Source organism: Clostridium sp. SY8519, from assembly GCF_000270305.1.
Classification (GTDB): Bacteria; Bacillota; Clostridia; order Lachnospirales; family Lachnospiraceae; genus SY8519.
This window is the reverse complement of record NC_015737.1, coordinates 2,185,599-2,201,580: the sequence shown is the minus strand read 5'-3', so window position 1 is coordinate 2,201,580 and position 15,982 is coordinate 2,185,599. Positions and strand designations below refer to the sequence as shown.

The window sequence follows — 15,982 nt, the reverse complement described above, 5'->3', positions numbered from 1 at the left end:
TGCTATCATAGGGGACAGTAAAATTGTATCCAGGAGAACAGCTATGCATTCACTTGATCAGCTGCACGGTGCCATTGGCGAAGTCAACCGGCAGATCGTGCATTTAATGAAACGAAAAATGGAACTGCTTAAAGACACCAGTCAGGCAGAAAGCACGAACGGACAGTTTCCCGGCAAAACCTACGGCGCCTATCTGCACGCCCTGGAATCCCGCCGGCTTCCGGTGGAAGACCCAACCGTGGTCTATCAGGGGGAACCCGGCGCCTACAGCGAAATGGCCGCCATCGACTTCTTCGGCCCGAACGTCCGGGCCAGGGGACTGTATCAGTTTGAGGATACCTTTGAGGCGTTAAAAAGCGGCGCGGCAGATTATGCCATCCTCCCGATCGAAAACTCCACAAGCGGCGCCATCCGCCAGGTCTATGACCTGCTGTCTGTCTATAATTACTTTTTTGTCGGCGAGACCACGGTTCACGTCAGTCATAACCTGATGGCGCTCCCGGGTGTAAAGCTGGAAGATATCCGCACGGTCTATTCCCATGAACAGGGGCTGTTTCAGTGTGAACAGTATCTCAACGCTCACCCGGAATGGAAGCAGGTGCCCCAGGCAGACACTGCCGGAAGCGCGAAGATGGTCGCCGAGACCAAAGATCCCCACGCTGCCGCCATCTGTTCTTCCCGGGCGGCGGAGCTCTACGGTCTGAAGATCCTCAAAGAAACCATCAATTCCAACACCCACAATACGACCCGGTTTGTCGTGATTTCTCCCCGGATGGAGCTGCGGGACCGCAGAGATAAAATCTGCATCTCCCTGACGGCCACCCACGCCTCCGGTTCCCTGCATGATATCCTCACAGTCTTTGCCGTGCACGGAATCAACCTGGTGCGTCTGGAGTCCCGGCCGATTCTTGAGCACAACTGGGAATACATGTTTTTCATCGAATTCAGCGGTGATCTGATGAGCAGCGGGATGGATGAAGTCATCCACGAACTGTCTTTAATGTCCCACGATCTCCGGGTGCTCGGCAACTTTGCCTCCAATCTGGACTGACATTTTTCCGGGCGAACACTTCTGCCGGACAGACGATTGCCGAGAAAACGTTTCCGCCGGACAGACGATTACCGGACGAGCACTTCTGCCGGACAGACTGCTGTCCGGCAGAAATGTTTATGCGGAAGTGTTCTGCGCGGCGATTTTTTCCGCCAGTTCTTCCAGATACTCCCACCGTTCCATTTTCTGAGTCAATGCTGCTTCTGTTTTTTCTTTTTTCTCTGTCAGTTCTCTGAGCTTCGGATAGTCGCTGGCATGATGGGCCATTTCCGCATCCAGCTGTTCCATTTTTTCTTCCAGCGCGGCGATTTCCTCTTCAATAGTGTCGTATTCCCGCTGTTCCTGATAGGAAAATTTCAGTTTTTTCTCCTGCTTTTTCTGTGCCTGATAGGCCGCTTTTCCGCTCAGCACATGCCCGTCGGCATCTGTGATCCGCCCGCCGGATCCGCTGCCGGCACGATGGGACGCTCCGGTATCCCGTCCTGTATCCATCAGGGCTTTTTCCCCTGCTTTCCGCTGATAATCCGTATAGCCTCCCTCATACTGCACCAGGCGGCCGTTTTCTTCAAAGGCGAAGATTCTGCGGACGACCCGGTCCAGAAAATATCTGTCATGGGATACCGTGATGACGATTCCGCTGAAACGGTCCAGATAGTCTTCCAGAATGGTCAGGGTCGTAATATCCAGATCATTGGTGGGTTCATCCAAAATCAGCACATTGGGCGCTTCCATCAGCACACGCAGAAGATTCAGTCTGCGGCGTTCCCCGCCGGACAGCTTGCCGATCCTGCTGTACTGCTCTTCCGGCGGAAACAGGAAGCGTTCCAGCATGGCGGAGGCACTGATGAGCCCGTCCTTTGTCCGGACATACTCCGCCGTGTCCCGGATATAGTCAATCACCCGCAGCTCAGGATCCATATAAGCCGCGTCTGCCTTATTTCCGGTTTTTCGGCTCGGGTCAAAGGTAACCTCCTGGCTGTAATAGCCGATCTTTATCGTCTGACCCACAAGAATTTCGCCGGAATCCGGCTGCAGGGCGCCCACAAGCATTTTCATCAGGGTCGTCTTGCCGCATCCGTTGTGTCCGACAAATCCGATCCGGTCATGTTTCAGAAAGATATAGGAAAAATCCCGGATCAGTGTGCGGTCCCCGTAGCTTTTGCACAGACTGCGAATCTCTATGGTCGTGTTTCCCATACGCGACGACACGGAGTCCATCTCCACCTGACGGTCCTGCACCGGCCCGCTCTGATTTTTCAGATTTTCGTAGCGCTGCAGATGGGCCTTCTGTTTTGTGGATCGGGCACGGGCGCCCCGGCGGACCCATTCCAGTTCCACCCGCAGCAGGGACTGGCGTTTGCGCTCCGCTGCCTGCGCCATTTCCTCCCGTTCCTGCTTCAGTTCCAGGAAGCCGGAATAACCGGCATCGTAATTGTAGATTTTTCCCTTATCCACTTCCACGATGCGGTTGGATACACTGTCCAGGAAATAGCGGTCATGGGTAACCATCATCAGACTGCCCCGGTATCCCTTCAGATAGGTTTCCAGCCATTCCGCCATCCACAGGTCCAGATGGTTGGTGGGCTCATCCAGAATCAGAATGTCACAGGGCTTCAACAGGACTTCTGCCAGGGCAAGCCGTTTGCGCTGGCCGCCGGACAGCTCCCCGATTTTCTGCTGCAGATTCCAGATCTCCAGCCGGTCCAGCATGGCCCGGACTTCTCCTTCCATATCCCAGCTGACGGCCTTCTGCATCACCGCGCGCACATGTTCGATAATCGTCATATCCGCGGGAAATTCCGGCATCTGCGGCAGATACTGGATCACCGCATGACTGGCTGTAATCCGGCTGCCGGCATCCGGTTCCTCCAGACCTGCCGCAATCTTCAGAAGTGTAGATTTGCCGGTTCCGTTTACGCCGACAATTCCCACTTTGTCTCCTTCCTGAAGGAAAAAGGACGTCTGGTCCAGCAGGGGCCGCTCGGAATAAGATTTTGATATATTTTCCAACGATAAGATATTCAATCCGCTGTCTCCTTGTTTCAGATCATTTTGTCCTTCTGCCGAAACACGCTGTCAAAACGGCATCAGGACCATAACATTTCAATTTTACTCTGTTTCCGTCTTCTTGTACAGTACCTGCCGGCACCGTTCCCGCTGCCGAAAGTCTTCCGGCGGCAGCAGAAACCCCCGGGATACCGGCTGATTCCCTATGACAGAACCGTCCGACATCCCAGGGGATATCTTTCCTGTATGCAGATGTGCTGACGCGATTAATACGTACCGGAGGAAACACCGTCCCGGGCGGTATGCGTCTTCCAATAAGCGGAACCTTCCGCCTCTGCAGCGGATTCTGCCGCATCTTCCGTGCGGAAAAACAGCCGGGCCAGAAGCATCATGGCGGAAGCTCCTCCCAGAACCATCACCGGATAAAGCGCAAGGGCCGCAGCGGGCAGAAGCATCGGCAGAATCGCCAGGGCTCCCGCCGGCGGCAGATACAGTTTCCCGCCCAGAAGCACAGCCGCGGTCCCTGCCGCTGTGAGCACGGCCGTCAGAGTCAGCGGCACACCTGCCGTCTCGGTTAAAAACAGCCGGCCATAGGCGCCGATCCCCGCACAGGCTGCAATGACTGCCACCGTTTTCACCGGTACGTTCCGGGCTTTGCTCCGGGGATTGGAAAACTCTTGAAAAGCCACAAGCAGGGGCGGCGCGACACAGAACTGCCAGCCGGCGGCAAGAAATACGATCACCAAACCGGCGGCAAGAAGCACACGCTTGCCTGCATCCAGCCATCCGGCCCGATCCGGCACCGGCTCATAGGTCTCTGCTTTGCAAACTCCGGCATGGATCAGAAGCCGGTACAGCAGTACGATCAAAGCGGTCAGGCCGGACGCGGCCAGCGGATAGATCCACTGATCAGTCTGCAGAAGCACCGGCAGCACCATAGCCGATATCATCGGTGCAAATGTGGTACGGCTGAACCCCAGGATCACCTGGCAGACCGCGAATGCCAGGATCATCTGCCCCAGCAGCGGAAACGGCACATATCTGACGATGGCTACCCCGCAGACCGCACAGACAGAAATCAGCACAATCATGCGGATACCGCTTACCTGCCAGCTTCGTTTCGGCGCAAGGAAAAGTCCGGCGGATAACGCTGCAATCTCCGGGAAAATAATCTCCTTTTCCCCGAGAATCTGCGACAGCCCGATCATAACCGTAATGATTCCCAGCATTGCGAGCACAGAAATTCCTGTTTTGATGAAATTTTTATTTTCATTGTTTTTTACGTTCATACCAGAAATCATACACGCTTTCCTGTTTTTGCGCAAGTATTGTCTTTTCTTTATCATACGGTCGGAGAACATTTCCCGGGATTGCAGACTTTTCCTGTTCTGTTATACTGAAGCTGCATGCAGATGCGAAAAGACAGGAAAGGAACAGACTTTATGCGATTAGACAAATATCTGGCTGATATGGGCGTCGGAGCGCGCAGTGAAATAAAAAAGAAATCCGCAGGGGTGCTGCGGAAGTCAATGGAACCGTGATTCGCGATCCCGGATTTTCCGTACCTGCGGAAGCTTCTGTCCTTTGGCAGGGAAAACCGGTGGCTTATGAATCCTATGTCTATTATATGATGAACAAGCCGGCCGGCGTCATATCCGCCACGGAAGACAGCCGGGACACAACGGTGCTGGATCTGATCCATGACAGGAAACGAAAGGGTCTTTTTCCTGTAGGCCGTCTGGACCGGGATACGGTGGGGCTTGTACTGATTACAAATGACGGCCTTCTGGCTCACCGCCTTCTTTCCCCCAGGCACCATGTAAACAAAACCTATTATGTCTGTGTGGACGGCGCCATGACAGATACACAGATCCGGCAGTTCGCTGCCGGTCTTCCAGTGCAGGACAGTGATCCCTTCACCGCCCTTCCGGCAGAACTGCATCTTCTGCCGGACAGCGGCGGATCCGAATTTCTCCTGACGATTCAGGAAGGAAAGTACCATCAGGTAAAGCGCATGTGCGCCGCCGTCGGCAGGCCGGTCCGCAGTCTGAAGCGGGTCTCCATGGGTCCTCTCCAGCTGGATCCCTCTTTAAAGCCCGGCGCTTACCGGCGGCTTACGCCGGAAGAACTGCAGCAGCTGCTGCGGTGCGCCTCTTTGCAGAACCGCTGATCAGTGAAGATTGGTCACCAGTGTAATCACCCGGAATACAAACAGGCCGAAAATCACCCACATCACCGGGCTGACTTCTTTTGCCCGTTTCTGGAACACACGCAGAATCACCCAGCTCATGATACCGAACATGATTCCGTTGGCGATGGAATAGGTCAGAGGCATCAGAAGAATGGCCAGGTATGCGCTGACTGTATCTGCCATATCACCCGCAAGCTTCAGTTTGGTCGCGCTGGAGAACATCAGCATTCCCACATAGATCAGCGCCGGCGCTGTGGCAAAGGACGGCACTGCCAGGAAAATGGGGCTGGCCACCAGGGACACCAGGAACAGAACACCGGTAGTCGCGGAGGTCAGACCGGTCTTTCCTCCTTCACTGACGCCGGTTCCGGATTCCACGAAACTGGTTACTGTGGAGGTACCCAGGCAGGCGCCGAATACTGTACCGATGGCATCCGCCAGAAGCACCCGGCCGACCCGGGGCAGTTTTCCGTCTTTGTCCAGCAGCCCGGCCTTATCCGCCACACCGATGACCGTGCCGACGGTATCAAACAGATCCACAAACAGGAAGCTGAACAGAATCGCGATAAAAGATCCCATATGGGTCAGCGCCCACTTAAAGTCAAAATGAAAGGCGGTATTCTTCAAGCCGCTGAAACTGAGTCCGGCGGAAAAATCCGGAAATACGCTGGCAGCTCCATGAGCCGCGTCCACCACATACCATCCGGTTTTCTGCGCGATCATGCCAAGCACCCAGGTACCCAGGATTCCGATCAGTACCGATCCTTTTACATTGTAATGGTTCAGGATGACAATAATCAAAAATCCGACAGCACACAGGGCCACCTGCGGGGTTCCCACATTTCCCAGGGAAATCAGCGTGGAGTCATTGGACACGGTGATGCCGGCGCCCTCCAGACCGATCAGTGCGATAAACAGGCCGATACCCGTCGTGATGGCAATTTTCAGATTGGCCGGGATCCCGTTGATGATCTGTTCCCGGAATTTGAACAGAGACATAATGATAAAAATCACACCTTCCACAAACACTGCGGTCAGTGCAATGGTAAACGCATTCGGCGTACCCTTCAGATCGGTCATACATACCGTAAAGGCGAAATACGCGTTCAGTCCCATGGCCGATGACAGGGCAATGGGATAATTGGCCAGAAATGCCATGATAAACGTGGCGACTGCCGAAGCCAGCGCCGTGGCCACAAAGACTCCGTTAATATCCATGACATTGCCAAGAATGTTCGGATTCACAGCCAGGATATAGGCCATGGCCAAAAAGGTGGTAATTCCGGCAAAAACTTCCGTTTTCACCGTGGTTCCGTGTTCTTTCAGATGAAAGATCTTTTCTAACATAATTTTCTCTCTCCTTGTCTCTCCCCTGTCCTTCCGCGGCATCCTCCTGGAAGAAAAGACTCGCCGGGAATGACAACTTTGGCTATAATATAGATTACAGTATGAATACTATAATATGCTGTTCCCTATGAATGCAAGTATAAATTTTTTATCCACACAAAGGAAACTACCACAATGACAAAAGAACAACTGATCCGCCGGATCCGGACAGCCGCCGGCGAAAAACCCGCAGACCTTGTAATCAAAACTGCCCGCATTGTCGATGTCTACAACGCCCGTATCCTTGAAGGCGATATCGCCATTGCCGACGGAGTAATCGCCGGAATCGGCAGCTACTCCTGCGATCATGAAATCGACGCCGCCGGCGCCTATGTGGCTCCCGGTCTGATCGACAGCCACATCCACATCGAATCCTCCTATGTCTCCCCGGAAGAAATGGGACGTATGGTGGTTCCCCGCGGCACCACCACAATCATCGCGGATCCCCACGAAATTGTAAATGTGCGCGGCATGGAGGGCTTTCACTATATGCTGGAAGCTGCGGAAGGCACCGCACTGGACATCCGCTATATGATGCCCTCCTGTGTGCCGGCTACGCCTTTTGAACACAACGGAGCCACCATTGACGCCGCTGCCATGGAAGTCCCGATTCAGGATCCCCGGGTTCCGGGACTGGGAGAATTCATGGATTATCCCGGTGTGATCCACTGCACGGAAAGCGCCATTGACAAGCTCATGACCGCCCATAAGGCCGGCAAGGTCATCGACGGCCACTCCCCCGGTCTGTCCGGCGCCGCTCTCAATGCCTACGTATCCGCAGGCATCCGGACTGACCACGAATGCTCTTCCCAGGAGGAAATGCTGGAACGGCTTTCTCTTGGTATGTACGTACTGCTGCGGGAGGGATCTGCCTGCCACGATCTGCGTACACTGGTCAAAGCTGTCACCCCGGCCAATTCCCGCAGATGCCTGCTCTGTTCTGACGACCGCCAGCCGGAAACCATTTTTACCGAGGGACACATCGACCACCATCTCCGGCTCTGCGTCGAAGAAGGGCTCAGTCCCTTTACCGCCATCCAGATGGCCACGCTGAATGCCGCGGAGGCTTACGGACTGCGCGACCGGGGCGCGGTGGCACCCGGACTGCGGGCCGACCTGGTCTTTTTTGAAGATCTGACCCATTTTTCTGTGTCCAAAGTCCTGATCGGCGGTGTGCTCTGTGCAGAGAACGGCCGTTATCTGCCGGATACCCGCCGCTGTGACAGTTCCGCCATGCGCTCCAGCTTCCATATCAAGGATTTCACCCGGGAGCGGCTGAAGCTCCATCTGAACTCCTCCCACGTGCATGTCATTGATATCCAGCCGGGAGGCGTTGTTACCGGCAAGGGGACGGCTGATATTGTCCTGACCCCGGACGGAGATCTTGACTCCCGCCGGAATCCGGACATTGTAAAACTGACTGTCATCGAACGGCACCACGCCACCGGCCACATGGCTGCCGCGCTGCTTAGGGGATACGGCATCCGCCGGGGCGCCGCAGCGGTTTCCATTGCCCATGATTCCCATAATATCATTGCCGCCGGCGTATCTGACGAAGAAATCTATGCCGCTGTGCAGGCGCTGATTCAGCAGGAAGGCGGCATTGTGCTGGTGCAGGATGAAAAAGTTCTGGCCTCTATGCCCATGCCCATCGGCGGCATCATGAGCGACCGGACCGGTGCCTATGTCAGCCGGCAGCTGACTGATCTCCGTTCCGCGGCTTTTGACATTCTGGGCATCCGAAAAGACATCGATCCGATCATGACGCTGTGTTTCATGTCGCTGCCGGTGATCCCGGAATTAAAGCTTACCGATCTGGGGCTTTTTGACGTGACAGACTTTCAGTTTATCCCCATCGAAGCGTAAAATTCCAGATTTTTCCCTGGATTTCCGCAAAAAATGCATTCAGCTCTAAACATTTCCGCTGATTTATGCTATCATCGGCTTTGTATCTGCATCCAACGGATTTCCGTGTCGAATCTGATTTCCGTGCCAAATCTATAGAAGAAAGTGAACCAATCATTATGAAAAAAGTAGTAAAATTCGGCGGCAGCTCTCTCGCAAATGCTGCGCAGTTCCAGAAAGTCGGCGATATCATCCGCGCGGATGAATCCCGGGTATTTGTTGTCCCCAGCGCGCCCGGCAAGCGTTTCAAAGACGATGTCAAAGTCACCGACATGCTTCTGAAAGCCTATGCCATCGCTGTGGAAGGCGGCGATCTGGACGCGCAGCTGGCATTGATCAAGGAGCGCTATGACGAGATCATCCAGGGACTGGGACTGTCCATGACACTGGAGGATGAATTCCGCGAAATTGCCGCCACCCTGAAAGAAACCCCCTATGAAGACTATGCGGCTTCCCGCGGCGAATATCTGAATGCCAAGATCATGGCCTGCTATCTGGGCTATGACTTCATCGACGCCTATGATGTCATCTTCTTTAACGAAGAGGGTGCCTTGAATCTGTACAAAACAAAGAAAGTCCTCAGCAAGGCGCTGGAGGAACATCCGAAAGCTGTCATCCCCGGTTTCTTCGGCCGCGGAAAAGACGGACGCGTCAAAACTTTCTCCCGGGGCGGCTCTGATGTCACCGGCTCCGTAGTGGCTGCTTCTGCCAAAGCGGATATTTACGAAAACTGGACCGATGTATCCGGTTTCCTGATTGCCGATCCACGCATCGTGCACAAACCGAAAGCCATCAATACCATCACTTATCGGGAGCTGCGTGAACTCAGCTATATGGGCGCCTCCGTACTGCACGAGGACGCGATCTTCCCGATCCGGGAAATCGGTATTCCGATCAATATCAAAAACACAAACCGTCCAGAAGACGAAGGTACCTGGATTGTAGAAAGTTCCGCCAGAAAATCCAAATATACCATTACCGGTATCGCCGGAAAGAAGGGATTCTGCACCGTACAGATCACCAAGGCCATGATGAATTCCGAAATCGGCTTCTGCCGCAAAGTCCTGCAGGCCTTTGAAGAAAACGGCATCTCGATTGAGCACATGCCTTCGGGAATTGACACCATGACCGTCGCTGTCCATGAAGACGAGTTTTTAGACAAAGAACAGCGGGTGGTATCCGGCATTCACCGCCTCGCGCAGCCGGACACCGTAGAGATTGACTCCGGTCTTGCCCTGATCGCAGTGGTTGGCAGAGGTATGAAATCCGCCCATGGGACTGCAGCCAAAATATTCACTTCCCTGGAAAAGGCAAATATCAACATCCGCCTGATCGACCAGGGGTCCTCTGAACTCAACATCATCATCGGCATCGAGGAGAAAGACTTCGAAAAAGCGATCCGAAGCATCTACGATGTGTTTGTAAAAGAATAACACCGGTTGTTCCGGTCCAGAAAGAAAAAGGGCCTGCCGCTCTGGCAGGTTCTTTTTCTTTCTGTTCTTATTCTGTTTTTCCGGTTCTCCCGTTAAATTCTGGTCACGCCAAAGGGTTCCCTTTCCTTTGCGTACAGCGGTTTCACCGGTGTCCCGCATACAAATCCCGAAAGGATCTCATGCCCTTCCGGAAGCTTCAGACGTGCAACCAACTCCCGGTCCGCCTTAAGCAGCGGCAGACAGCCCCAGATATAGCAGCAGCCCAGGCCCAGATTTGTGGCTTCCAGCATCATATTCTCAATGATGCAGGCCGCGTCGCACAGTTCGATTCTGTCTTCCGAAATGCCTGCCTCCGACACGAAAATGGCTGTCGGCGCCCCATGGAAAGAATCCAGCATGGTTCCCGGATGCTTGCGGGATTCTACCTGACAGCATGCCCGAATAGCATCCAGAAGCGCCGGATCCTGCACAACGGTCAGATGTGTTTTTTTCCGGTTTCCCATAGCCAGCGGCGCATTCTGCGCCGCGGCCAGAATCTTTTCCAGCTGTTCTTCTGTGATCTGTTTTTCCTGATATTTCCTTGTGCTTCTCCGATATTGAAACAGTTCTTCTGCAGTCAGTGCCATCTCTGTGTCCTCCCCTGTATTTTTACTTCTTCGCCGGTTCCTAAACCGGAGCCGCATAAATCCCTTCCGGCCGTTCCGGCCAGTGCCGCATATAGCTCCGGCAGGTAATCAGGACAGAGCCGCGTACAGTTCCGCCGGTGAATGCACCAGCAGATCCGCTCCTGCCTGTTTCAGCTCCTCCGGTGTCCCATATCCGTAAGTCACGCCTATGGCATCCACGCCGGTTTCCCTTGCGCCTGCCATATCATACCGGGTGTCCCCGATCATAACCGCGTCTGCCGGGTCAAACCCTGCTTTTTTCTCTGCGGTCCGGATCAGACGTCCCTTGTCTGAACTGGGATCGGTCAGTTCCGGACACACTTTATTCGGAAACAAGTGATCCAGATGGAAATGCTTCAGAATGCGTTCCGCAAATACCAGCGGCTTTGTGGTCACCAGAACCATCTGCCTGCCGTCTGCCTGAAGCCAGTTTAAGCTGTCTCTGATCCCCTGATACAGGGAAGCGTTCAGCACCTGGGAGCCGTCATAGCACTCCCGGTAATATTCCACGGCTCTGCGGGCGTCCGCTTCCTTCATCCCGTAATACGCAGTGAAAGAATCCATCAGGGACGGTCCGATAAAGCGGCGCAGCTTCTCCTCCGGCTGATCCGGAAGCCCGAAATGATCCAGCGCGTACTGGACGGACCGCATAATTCCCGGTCCGGAATCCACGATGGTGCCGTCCAGGTCAAATAATAAGGTGTCGTATCTTTTCTGTCTCATAGGCTGTCCGTTTCTGTGCCGTAACGAAAATTTATAATAGTCCCATGTTTTCCAGTTCCGCGCGCAGCACCGTCTGATGCTCCGGCCGCATCTCTGTCAGCGGCAGACGGGGAATGCCCGCCTTAATGCCAAGCATGTTCAGCGCAGCCTTCACCGGAATCGGATTGACCTCCGAGAAAAGCGCGCGGATCAGCGGCAGTGCCTGGATCTGCATCTTCCGGGCTGCCGCGAAATCACCGTCCAGACACAGCTGGCACATGTCATGGGTAAACCGGGGTGCCACATTGGACAGCACGGAAATCACGCCGATGCCGCCCAGCGCCATAATCGGCACAATCTGGTCGTCATTGCCGGAAATCACATCCAGAGAGCCTTCCGCCAGCTCGATGGTGTGGGCGATCTGACTGATATTTCCGCTGGCTTCTTTGATGGCCACAATGTTGTCCACATGTTTTCCCAGGTATGCCGCTGTCTCCGGCTGGATATTGCATCCGGTCCGGGACGGGACATTATACATGATAATTGGGATATCCACAGCGGAAGCAATGGCGGTATAGCTTGCGATCAGTCCGTCCTGTGTAGCCTTGTTATAGTAAGGAGTTACCACCAGACAGCCGTCTGCGCCGGCCTGCTGGGCCAGTTTGGACATCATAACCGCATGGGCGGTATTGTTGGAGCCAGTTCCGGCAATTACCGGAATCCGCCCTGCCACTTTGTCAATGCAGTAGCGGACTGCTTCCATATGTTCATCATCTTCCAGCGTAGACGCTTCTCCGGACGTGCCTACCGCAATAATCGCATCCGTATGTCCCTGAACCTGCATTTCGATCAGCTTTCCGAATGCTTCAAAATTGATCGTTCCGTCTTCCTTCATCGGAGTGGCGATTGCTACTCCGGCACCTTTGAAAATTGACATATTCGATCCTCCTTGATTCTTTGTACATAGCTGTAGCTCATTGTACTCCTTCCAGCGCAAAACTACAATGTCTGAATCATTAAGGTTTTATTACAGTCCGGAACGAATCAGTGAAGAAAGAGCGCAATCAGATGAAACAGTCCGAAGGACACCCCTACCGTAATCGGGATGGTAATAAACCAGGCCATCACCATCTTGCGGGCGGTCAGCCACTTCACTGCCTTGATCCTCTGGGATGCCCCGACGCCGATGATGGAGGAGGAAATCACATGGGTGGTGCTGACCGGCAGATCAAAATGTGTGGCCACCTGTATCACAAGCGAAGCCGCCAGATCCGCAGCCACACCGTTCACCGGCCGGATTTTCATAATGCCGGTTCCCACGGTTTTGATGATTCTCCATCCGCCGATGGAAGTACCCAGACACATGGCCGCCGCGCAGCCGATCTGCACCCAGTGAGGCACCGTCATGGTCTGCAGCACCCCGTGGCTGACCAGCGCCATGGTTATAATTCCCATGGACTTCTGCGCGTCATTGGACCCATGGGAAAAAGCCTGGAACGCAGCAGAAAAAATCTGCACTTTCCGGAAAACGCGGTTCCCCTTTACCGCGTTGACATGGAAGAATAGCTTTTTAAACAGGCTGAACATCAGATAGCCTGCGCCAATGGCAATGAACGGAGTGGCGATCAGGCCGGAAATAATGCGCAGGACACCGCTGACATGGATGGCATAGGCGCCGCCGTCCGCGATGGAAGCGCCGATCATGGCACCGATCAGCGCATGGGAAGAGCTGCTTGGGATGCCCAGCAGCCAGGTCAGCAGGTTCCAGATGATTGCCGTGCCGATAGCCGTAGCCAGCACCACCGAGCCGTTTTTCACCAGATCCAGATTTACAATATTTTTGGCGATCGTCTCCGCCACACCCGTAAACAGAATGGCGCCCAGAAAATTCATGACTGCAGCCATGGCAATCGCTATGGGCAGCTTCAGCGCCCTGGTGGAAACACAGGTGGCAATCGCATTTGCCGTATCGTGAAATCCGTTGATAAAATCAAAACAGAAGGCCAGCAGTATGATCACAATCAATATCGTCATGGATGCTGTCCTCCTACATATTCTTCATCACTACCATATCCAGCAGTTTCGCCACGAGCTGACAGTTGTCCACCGTATTCTCCAGCAGCTGGTAAATATCCTTCCGCTTCATGATCGTCAGCGGATCTTCTTTATATTTTTCAAACAATTCCCGGATGGCGGTACGTTCCACATGATCACAGGTTTCTTCATAACTCTTCACATTGACCGTATGGGCGTGAATGTCCGCCAGTTTTTTCGCCGCAAGAAGCTCCACCGCGGTCTGCAGTTCTTCCGTGCAGAGCTTCAGATTCTCCTTAAATGCCTCAATATATTCATCCTTCTGATACAGGCCGAACATATCCATGTATATGGTGCTTTCCTCAATGCCGTCCACCACTTCATCCATGCGTTCCGCGAGCTGCAGAATATCCTCGTGCTCGATGGGTGTGATAAAGGATTTGTTCAGCTCCACAATCGTCTCATGTACCAGCGTATCTCCAACACTCTCCAGTTCCTTGATCCGATCGGAGAATTCTGTCATGTTTTTGCCGTTTTCCAGAATCTGATAAGATTGAAATTCTGCTGCGGTCTGTTTCATGTTCTCCGCGATCCGCAGAAGCTGTACAAATAATTTATCCTGTTTTTTGCTCATAGGTCTCTTATCCTTCTCAATTTTTATTCATTCTTTTGTCACGTATTTTATCATAGTAAAATATAGGAAAAGAAAAACACCCATACGTAAAGTCTGTGTAAAAATTCCGTGCAGAGACAAATCCGAACGTATGGGGTATAATGCTTACATTATCATATTATCATTGAGCAAGGAGAATTTTTATGCATGAAATCATTCAGGCCAGCCCCCACGTCTGGCACATACAGGAAGTTGACGGCACGTACTTCAGTATTATACGGGGCACCCGCTCCGCGATCCTGGTGGATGCCGGTTTTGGCATCGGTGACAACCGCGCCTTTGCGGAGCAGTTTCTGGACGTCCCTTACCGTCTGATCAATACCCACGGACACATTGACCATGTCCAGGGAGACTGGCAGTTTGCGGAGGCCTGGCTGCACCCGGCAGATCTGGAGGCTTATCAGCGCACCTGCACCCGCACTGCCAGAATTTCCACCTTTTTCCAGTTTGCCGCTGCTTATGGGCTGCCAAAAGAAAAAAAAGCCGCATACATCGCGGCTCCTGAGACAGTCATCCATCCGCTGTCCGGAACAGAATCCTATGACCTGGGCGGCGTGCATGTGCAGCTGGTGCATCTGCCGGGGCATACCAAAGGCGAAATCGGTCTGCTGGCCGTGGAAGACCGCCTGCTGCTGTCCGGAGACGCCTTTAGCGATGACTGTTTCATGTTTGCGGACAACCATGACTCCCTGGAAGTTCTGTGCCATACCTTAACCTATGCCCTGTCCCTTCCTTTCGATTCCTATCTGGGAAGCCACACCACAGAACCCCTGCCCCAATCCTTTTTGCGTGAAGTGCTGGCCAATGCCTCCCATCCGGTCCCTGTCCCCGGTTCGGAAGAAGTCCTTCTGGGCATTCCCACCGTCACCATTCAGTACGGGCACTCCAAAATCCGGATTCCGGCGGAAAACAGCCGCTAATTCCTTCGCGCAAAATAATCCGGCTGAAAACAAACACTATGCCCTTCGGTCAAAATAATCCAGTTGATCGTAGCAGTCCAGGATTTCACAGAAGGTGGGACTCATATTCACCGGAACCTGATCCACACAGTCCAGTCCTTCCGTACTGCTCTGCAGAATCAGCAGCTGGTTTTCGTAAAACACACTCAGATACGTCTCATATCTGGCGGCTGCCAGCATGCGGTAATTTAAGGAACTGCTGAAATCTGCGTAAAGTGCGTCCACGATGGCCTGTATTTCCCCGGCAGAATCCTGGGACTGCCGGAAAAATACCACCGGATAGTATAACAGCAGGTTCTTCTGCCGCCCCAGCAGGTGCAGATAGGCCCATACGTCCCGGTTCGGCTGATTCTGTATTCCCGGCCGCTGCTGTCTGCCAAGGTGCTCCAGCTCCTCCAGTGTATAATTCCGCAGCAGCACATCCATGCGGACGGTGTCATAATGTCTGCCGTATGCCGGCCGGATCGTATACACCGTTCCATCCGGGCTGCGTATGATCTGCGGGGAGGTGAATTTCACCGCTTTTGTCGCTGATTCCCCCAGGATGCGTTTAAAATCAATGCTGTACGTCCCGGTATACGCATCGTATTCTCCATGGGCCTCGCTGACCGGCTTCTGGAATGCCTCGCCGCCGGTCCGTTTCATAAACCAGGCAGACGCGTTCAGAAACTCCCTGAGATAATTTTCATAATTAAAATCCGTAAAATCCTGATTATCTTTAATAATGCATTTGTGAATAAATCCTGCCGGCAGGATATGCGGTTTTGGTCTTTTCATTTTCTTTCTCTTTCCGCGATCCGGCGGATCGGTATCTGCATTCCGCGATCCGACGGATCGATATTTGAATCAAACAGCAGCACACGATCCATCATACCACAGGACCGCAGGAATTCCCATCCGTTTGATTTCCCGCAACACATCCCCCTGTTCTGTCGCATAACCGACACTGCTGCCGCAGTTAATGATTGTGCGGTTT

14 protein-coding genes are annotated in these 15,982 nt (G+C 53.5%); 5 read left to right on the top strand and 9 right to left on the bottom strand.

All coding sequences use genetic code 11. The annotated features are described in order from the left end of the window. The first annotated feature begins 43 nt into the window (after positions 1-43). The gene (locus CXIVA_RS10265; RefSeq protein ID WP_013977963.1) at positions 44-1,051 is read left to right on the top strand and encodes a prephenate dehydratase; all 1,008 of its coding nucleotides are present in this window, start codon (positions 44-46) and stop codon (positions 1,049-1,051) included. A gap of 117 nt (positions 1,052-1,168) precedes the next feature. On the opposite strand, the gene CXIVA_RS10260 is transcribed toward CXIVA_RS10265, so the two are convergent. Both CXIVA_RS10260 and CXIVA_RS10255 read right to left on the bottom strand, forming a co-directional pair. Then, the gene (locus CXIVA_RS10260) at positions 1,169-3,076 is read right to left on the bottom strand and encodes an ABC-F family ATP-binding cassette domain-containing protein (protein WP_013977962.1); all 1,908 of its coding nucleotides are present in this window, start codon (positions 3,074-3,076) and stop codon (positions 1,169-1,171) included. A gap of 248 nt (positions 3,077-3,324) precedes the next feature. Further along, positions 3,325-4,359, bottom strand: a complete 1,035-nt coding sequence (locus CXIVA_RS10255; protein WP_013977961.1) for a hypothetical protein — start codon at positions 4,357-4,359, stop codon at positions 3,325-3,327. 236 nt (positions 4,360-4,595) lie between these two features. Between CXIVA_RS10255 and CXIVA_RS10250 the strand changes: the two genes are divergently transcribed. Next, on the top strand, positions 4,596-5,228 hold the full coding sequence (locus CXIVA_RS10250) for a 16S rRNA pseudouridine(516) synthase (RefSeq protein WP_013977960.1): 633 nt from the start codon (positions 4,596-4,598) through the stop codon (positions 5,226-5,228). On the opposite strand, the gene CXIVA_RS10245 is transcribed toward CXIVA_RS10250, so the two are convergent. Beyond that, entirely contained in the window at positions 5,229-6,596 is a 1,368-nt protein-coding gene (locus tag CXIVA_RS10245; protein WP_013977959.1) for an NCS2 family permease, read from the bottom strand. It lies immediately after the preceding gene. Positions 6,597-6,770: 174 nt separating this feature from the next. On the opposite strand from CXIVA_RS10245, the gene ade reads away from it, so the two are divergent. After that, positions 6,771-8,501 carry an adenine deaminase gene (gene ade, locus CXIVA_RS10240; RefSeq protein ID WP_013977958.1) on the top strand — a complete coding sequence of 577 codons (1,731 nt, stop codon included), beginning with the start codon at positions 6,771-6,773 and terminating at the stop codon, positions 8,499-8,501. A gap of 158 nt (positions 8,502-8,659) precedes the next feature. Next, a complete protein-coding gene (locus tag CXIVA_RS10235; protein ID WP_013977957.1) occupies positions 8,660-9,973 on the top strand; it encodes an aspartate kinase in 1,314 nt (437 codons plus the stop codon). A gap of 92 nt (positions 9,974-10,065) precedes the next feature. Here the strand turns inward: CXIVA_RS10235 and CXIVA_RS10230 are convergent, their stop codons facing one another. The 5 genes from CXIVA_RS10230 to CXIVA_RS10210 form a co-directional block, all read right to left on the bottom strand. Further along, positions 10,066-10,599, bottom strand: coding sequence for a nitroreductase family protein (locus CXIVA_RS10230; RefSeq protein ID WP_013977956.1), 534 nt, complete (start codon positions 10,597-10,599; stop codon positions 10,066-10,068). Positions 10,600-10,707: 108 nt separating this feature from the next. Further along, complete coding sequence (locus CXIVA_RS10225; protein ID WP_013977955.1) at positions 10,708-11,361, bottom strand: HAD hydrolase-like protein; 654 nt, start codon at positions 11,359-11,361, stop codon at positions 10,708-10,710. Between the two features lie 31 nt (positions 11,362-11,392). Then, positions 11,393-12,277, bottom strand: coding sequence for a 4-hydroxy-tetrahydrodipicolinate synthase (dapA, locus tag CXIVA_RS10220; RefSeq protein ID WP_013977954.1), 885 nt, complete (start codon positions 12,275-12,277; stop codon positions 11,393-11,395). A 107-nt stretch (positions 12,278-12,384) separates the two neighbouring features. Continuing rightward, complete coding sequence (locus CXIVA_RS10215; RefSeq protein ID WP_013977953.1) at positions 12,385-13,374, bottom strand: inorganic phosphate transporter; 990 nt, start codon at positions 13,372-13,374, stop codon at positions 12,385-12,387. A gap of 13 nt (positions 13,375-13,387) precedes the next feature. Beyond that, a complete protein-coding gene (locus CXIVA_RS10210) occupies positions 13,388-14,008 on the bottom strand; it encodes a DUF47 family protein (RefSeq protein WP_013977952.1) in 621 nt (206 codons plus the stop codon). Between the two features lie 182 nt (positions 14,009-14,190). On the opposite strand from CXIVA_RS10210, the gene CXIVA_RS10205 reads away from it, so the two are divergent. Next, entirely contained in the window at positions 14,191-14,967 is a 777-nt protein-coding gene (locus CXIVA_RS10205) for an MBL fold metallo-hydrolase (RefSeq protein ID WP_013977951.1), read from the top strand. A 36-nt stretch (positions 14,968-15,003) separates the two neighbouring features. Here CXIVA_RS10205 and CXIVA_RS10200 read toward each other — a convergent pair whose 3' ends face one another. Then, positions 15,004-15,783: a hypothetical protein gene (locus tag CXIVA_RS10200; protein ID WP_013977950.1), complete on the bottom strand. Its 780-nt coding sequence runs from the start codon at positions 15,781-15,783 to the stop codon at positions 15,004-15,006. Positions 15,784-15,982 lie beyond the last annotated feature (199 nt).

Excerpts from the sequence above, each read along its gene's own strand:
- CXIVA_RS10265 (WP_013977963.1), top strand. The coding sequence starts at position 44 with ATGCATTCACTTGATCAGCTGCACGGTGCCATTGGCGAAGTCAACCGG.
- CXIVA_RS10255 (WP_013977961.1), bottom strand. The coding sequence starts at position 4,359 with ATGATTTCTGGTATGAACGTAAAAAACAATGAAAATAAAAATTTCATC.
- CXIVA_RS10245 (WP_013977959.1), bottom strand. The coding sequence starts at position 6,596 with ATGTTAGAAAAGATCTTTCATCTGAAAGAACACGGAACCACGGTGAAA.
- ade (WP_013977958.1), top strand. The coding sequence starts at position 6,771 with ATGACAAAAGAACAACTGATCCGCCGGATCCGGACAGCCGCCGGCGAA.
- CXIVA_RS10235 (WP_013977957.1), top strand. The coding sequence starts at position 8,660 with ATGAAAAAAGTAGTAAAATTCGGCGGCAGCTCTCTCGCAAATGCTGCG.
- CXIVA_RS10230 (WP_013977956.1), bottom strand. The coding sequence starts at position 10,599 with ATGGCACTGACTGCAGAAGAACTGTTTCAATATCGGAGAAGCACAAGG.
- CXIVA_RS10225 (WP_013977955.1), bottom strand. The coding sequence starts at position 11,361 with ATGAGACAGAAAAGATACGACACCTTATTATTTGACCTGGACGGCACC.
- dapA (WP_013977954.1), bottom strand. The coding sequence starts at position 12,277 with ATGTCAATTTTCAAAGGTGCCGGAGTAGCAATCGCCACTCCGATGAAG.
- CXIVA_RS10215 (WP_013977953.1), bottom strand. The coding sequence starts at position 13,374 with ATGACGATATTGATTGTGATCATACTGCTGGCCTTCTGTTTTGATTTT.
- CXIVA_RS10210 (WP_013977952.1), bottom strand. The coding sequence starts at position 14,008 with ATGAGCAAAAAACAGGATAAATTATTTGTACAGCTTCTGCGGATCGCG.
- CXIVA_RS10205 (WP_013977951.1), top strand. The coding sequence starts at position 14,191 with ATGCATGAAATCATTCAGGCCAGCCCCCACGTCTGGCACATACAGGAA.
- CXIVA_RS10200 (WP_013977950.1), bottom strand. The coding sequence starts at position 15,783 with ATGAAAAGACCAAAACCGCATATCCTGCCGGCAGGATTTATTCACAAA.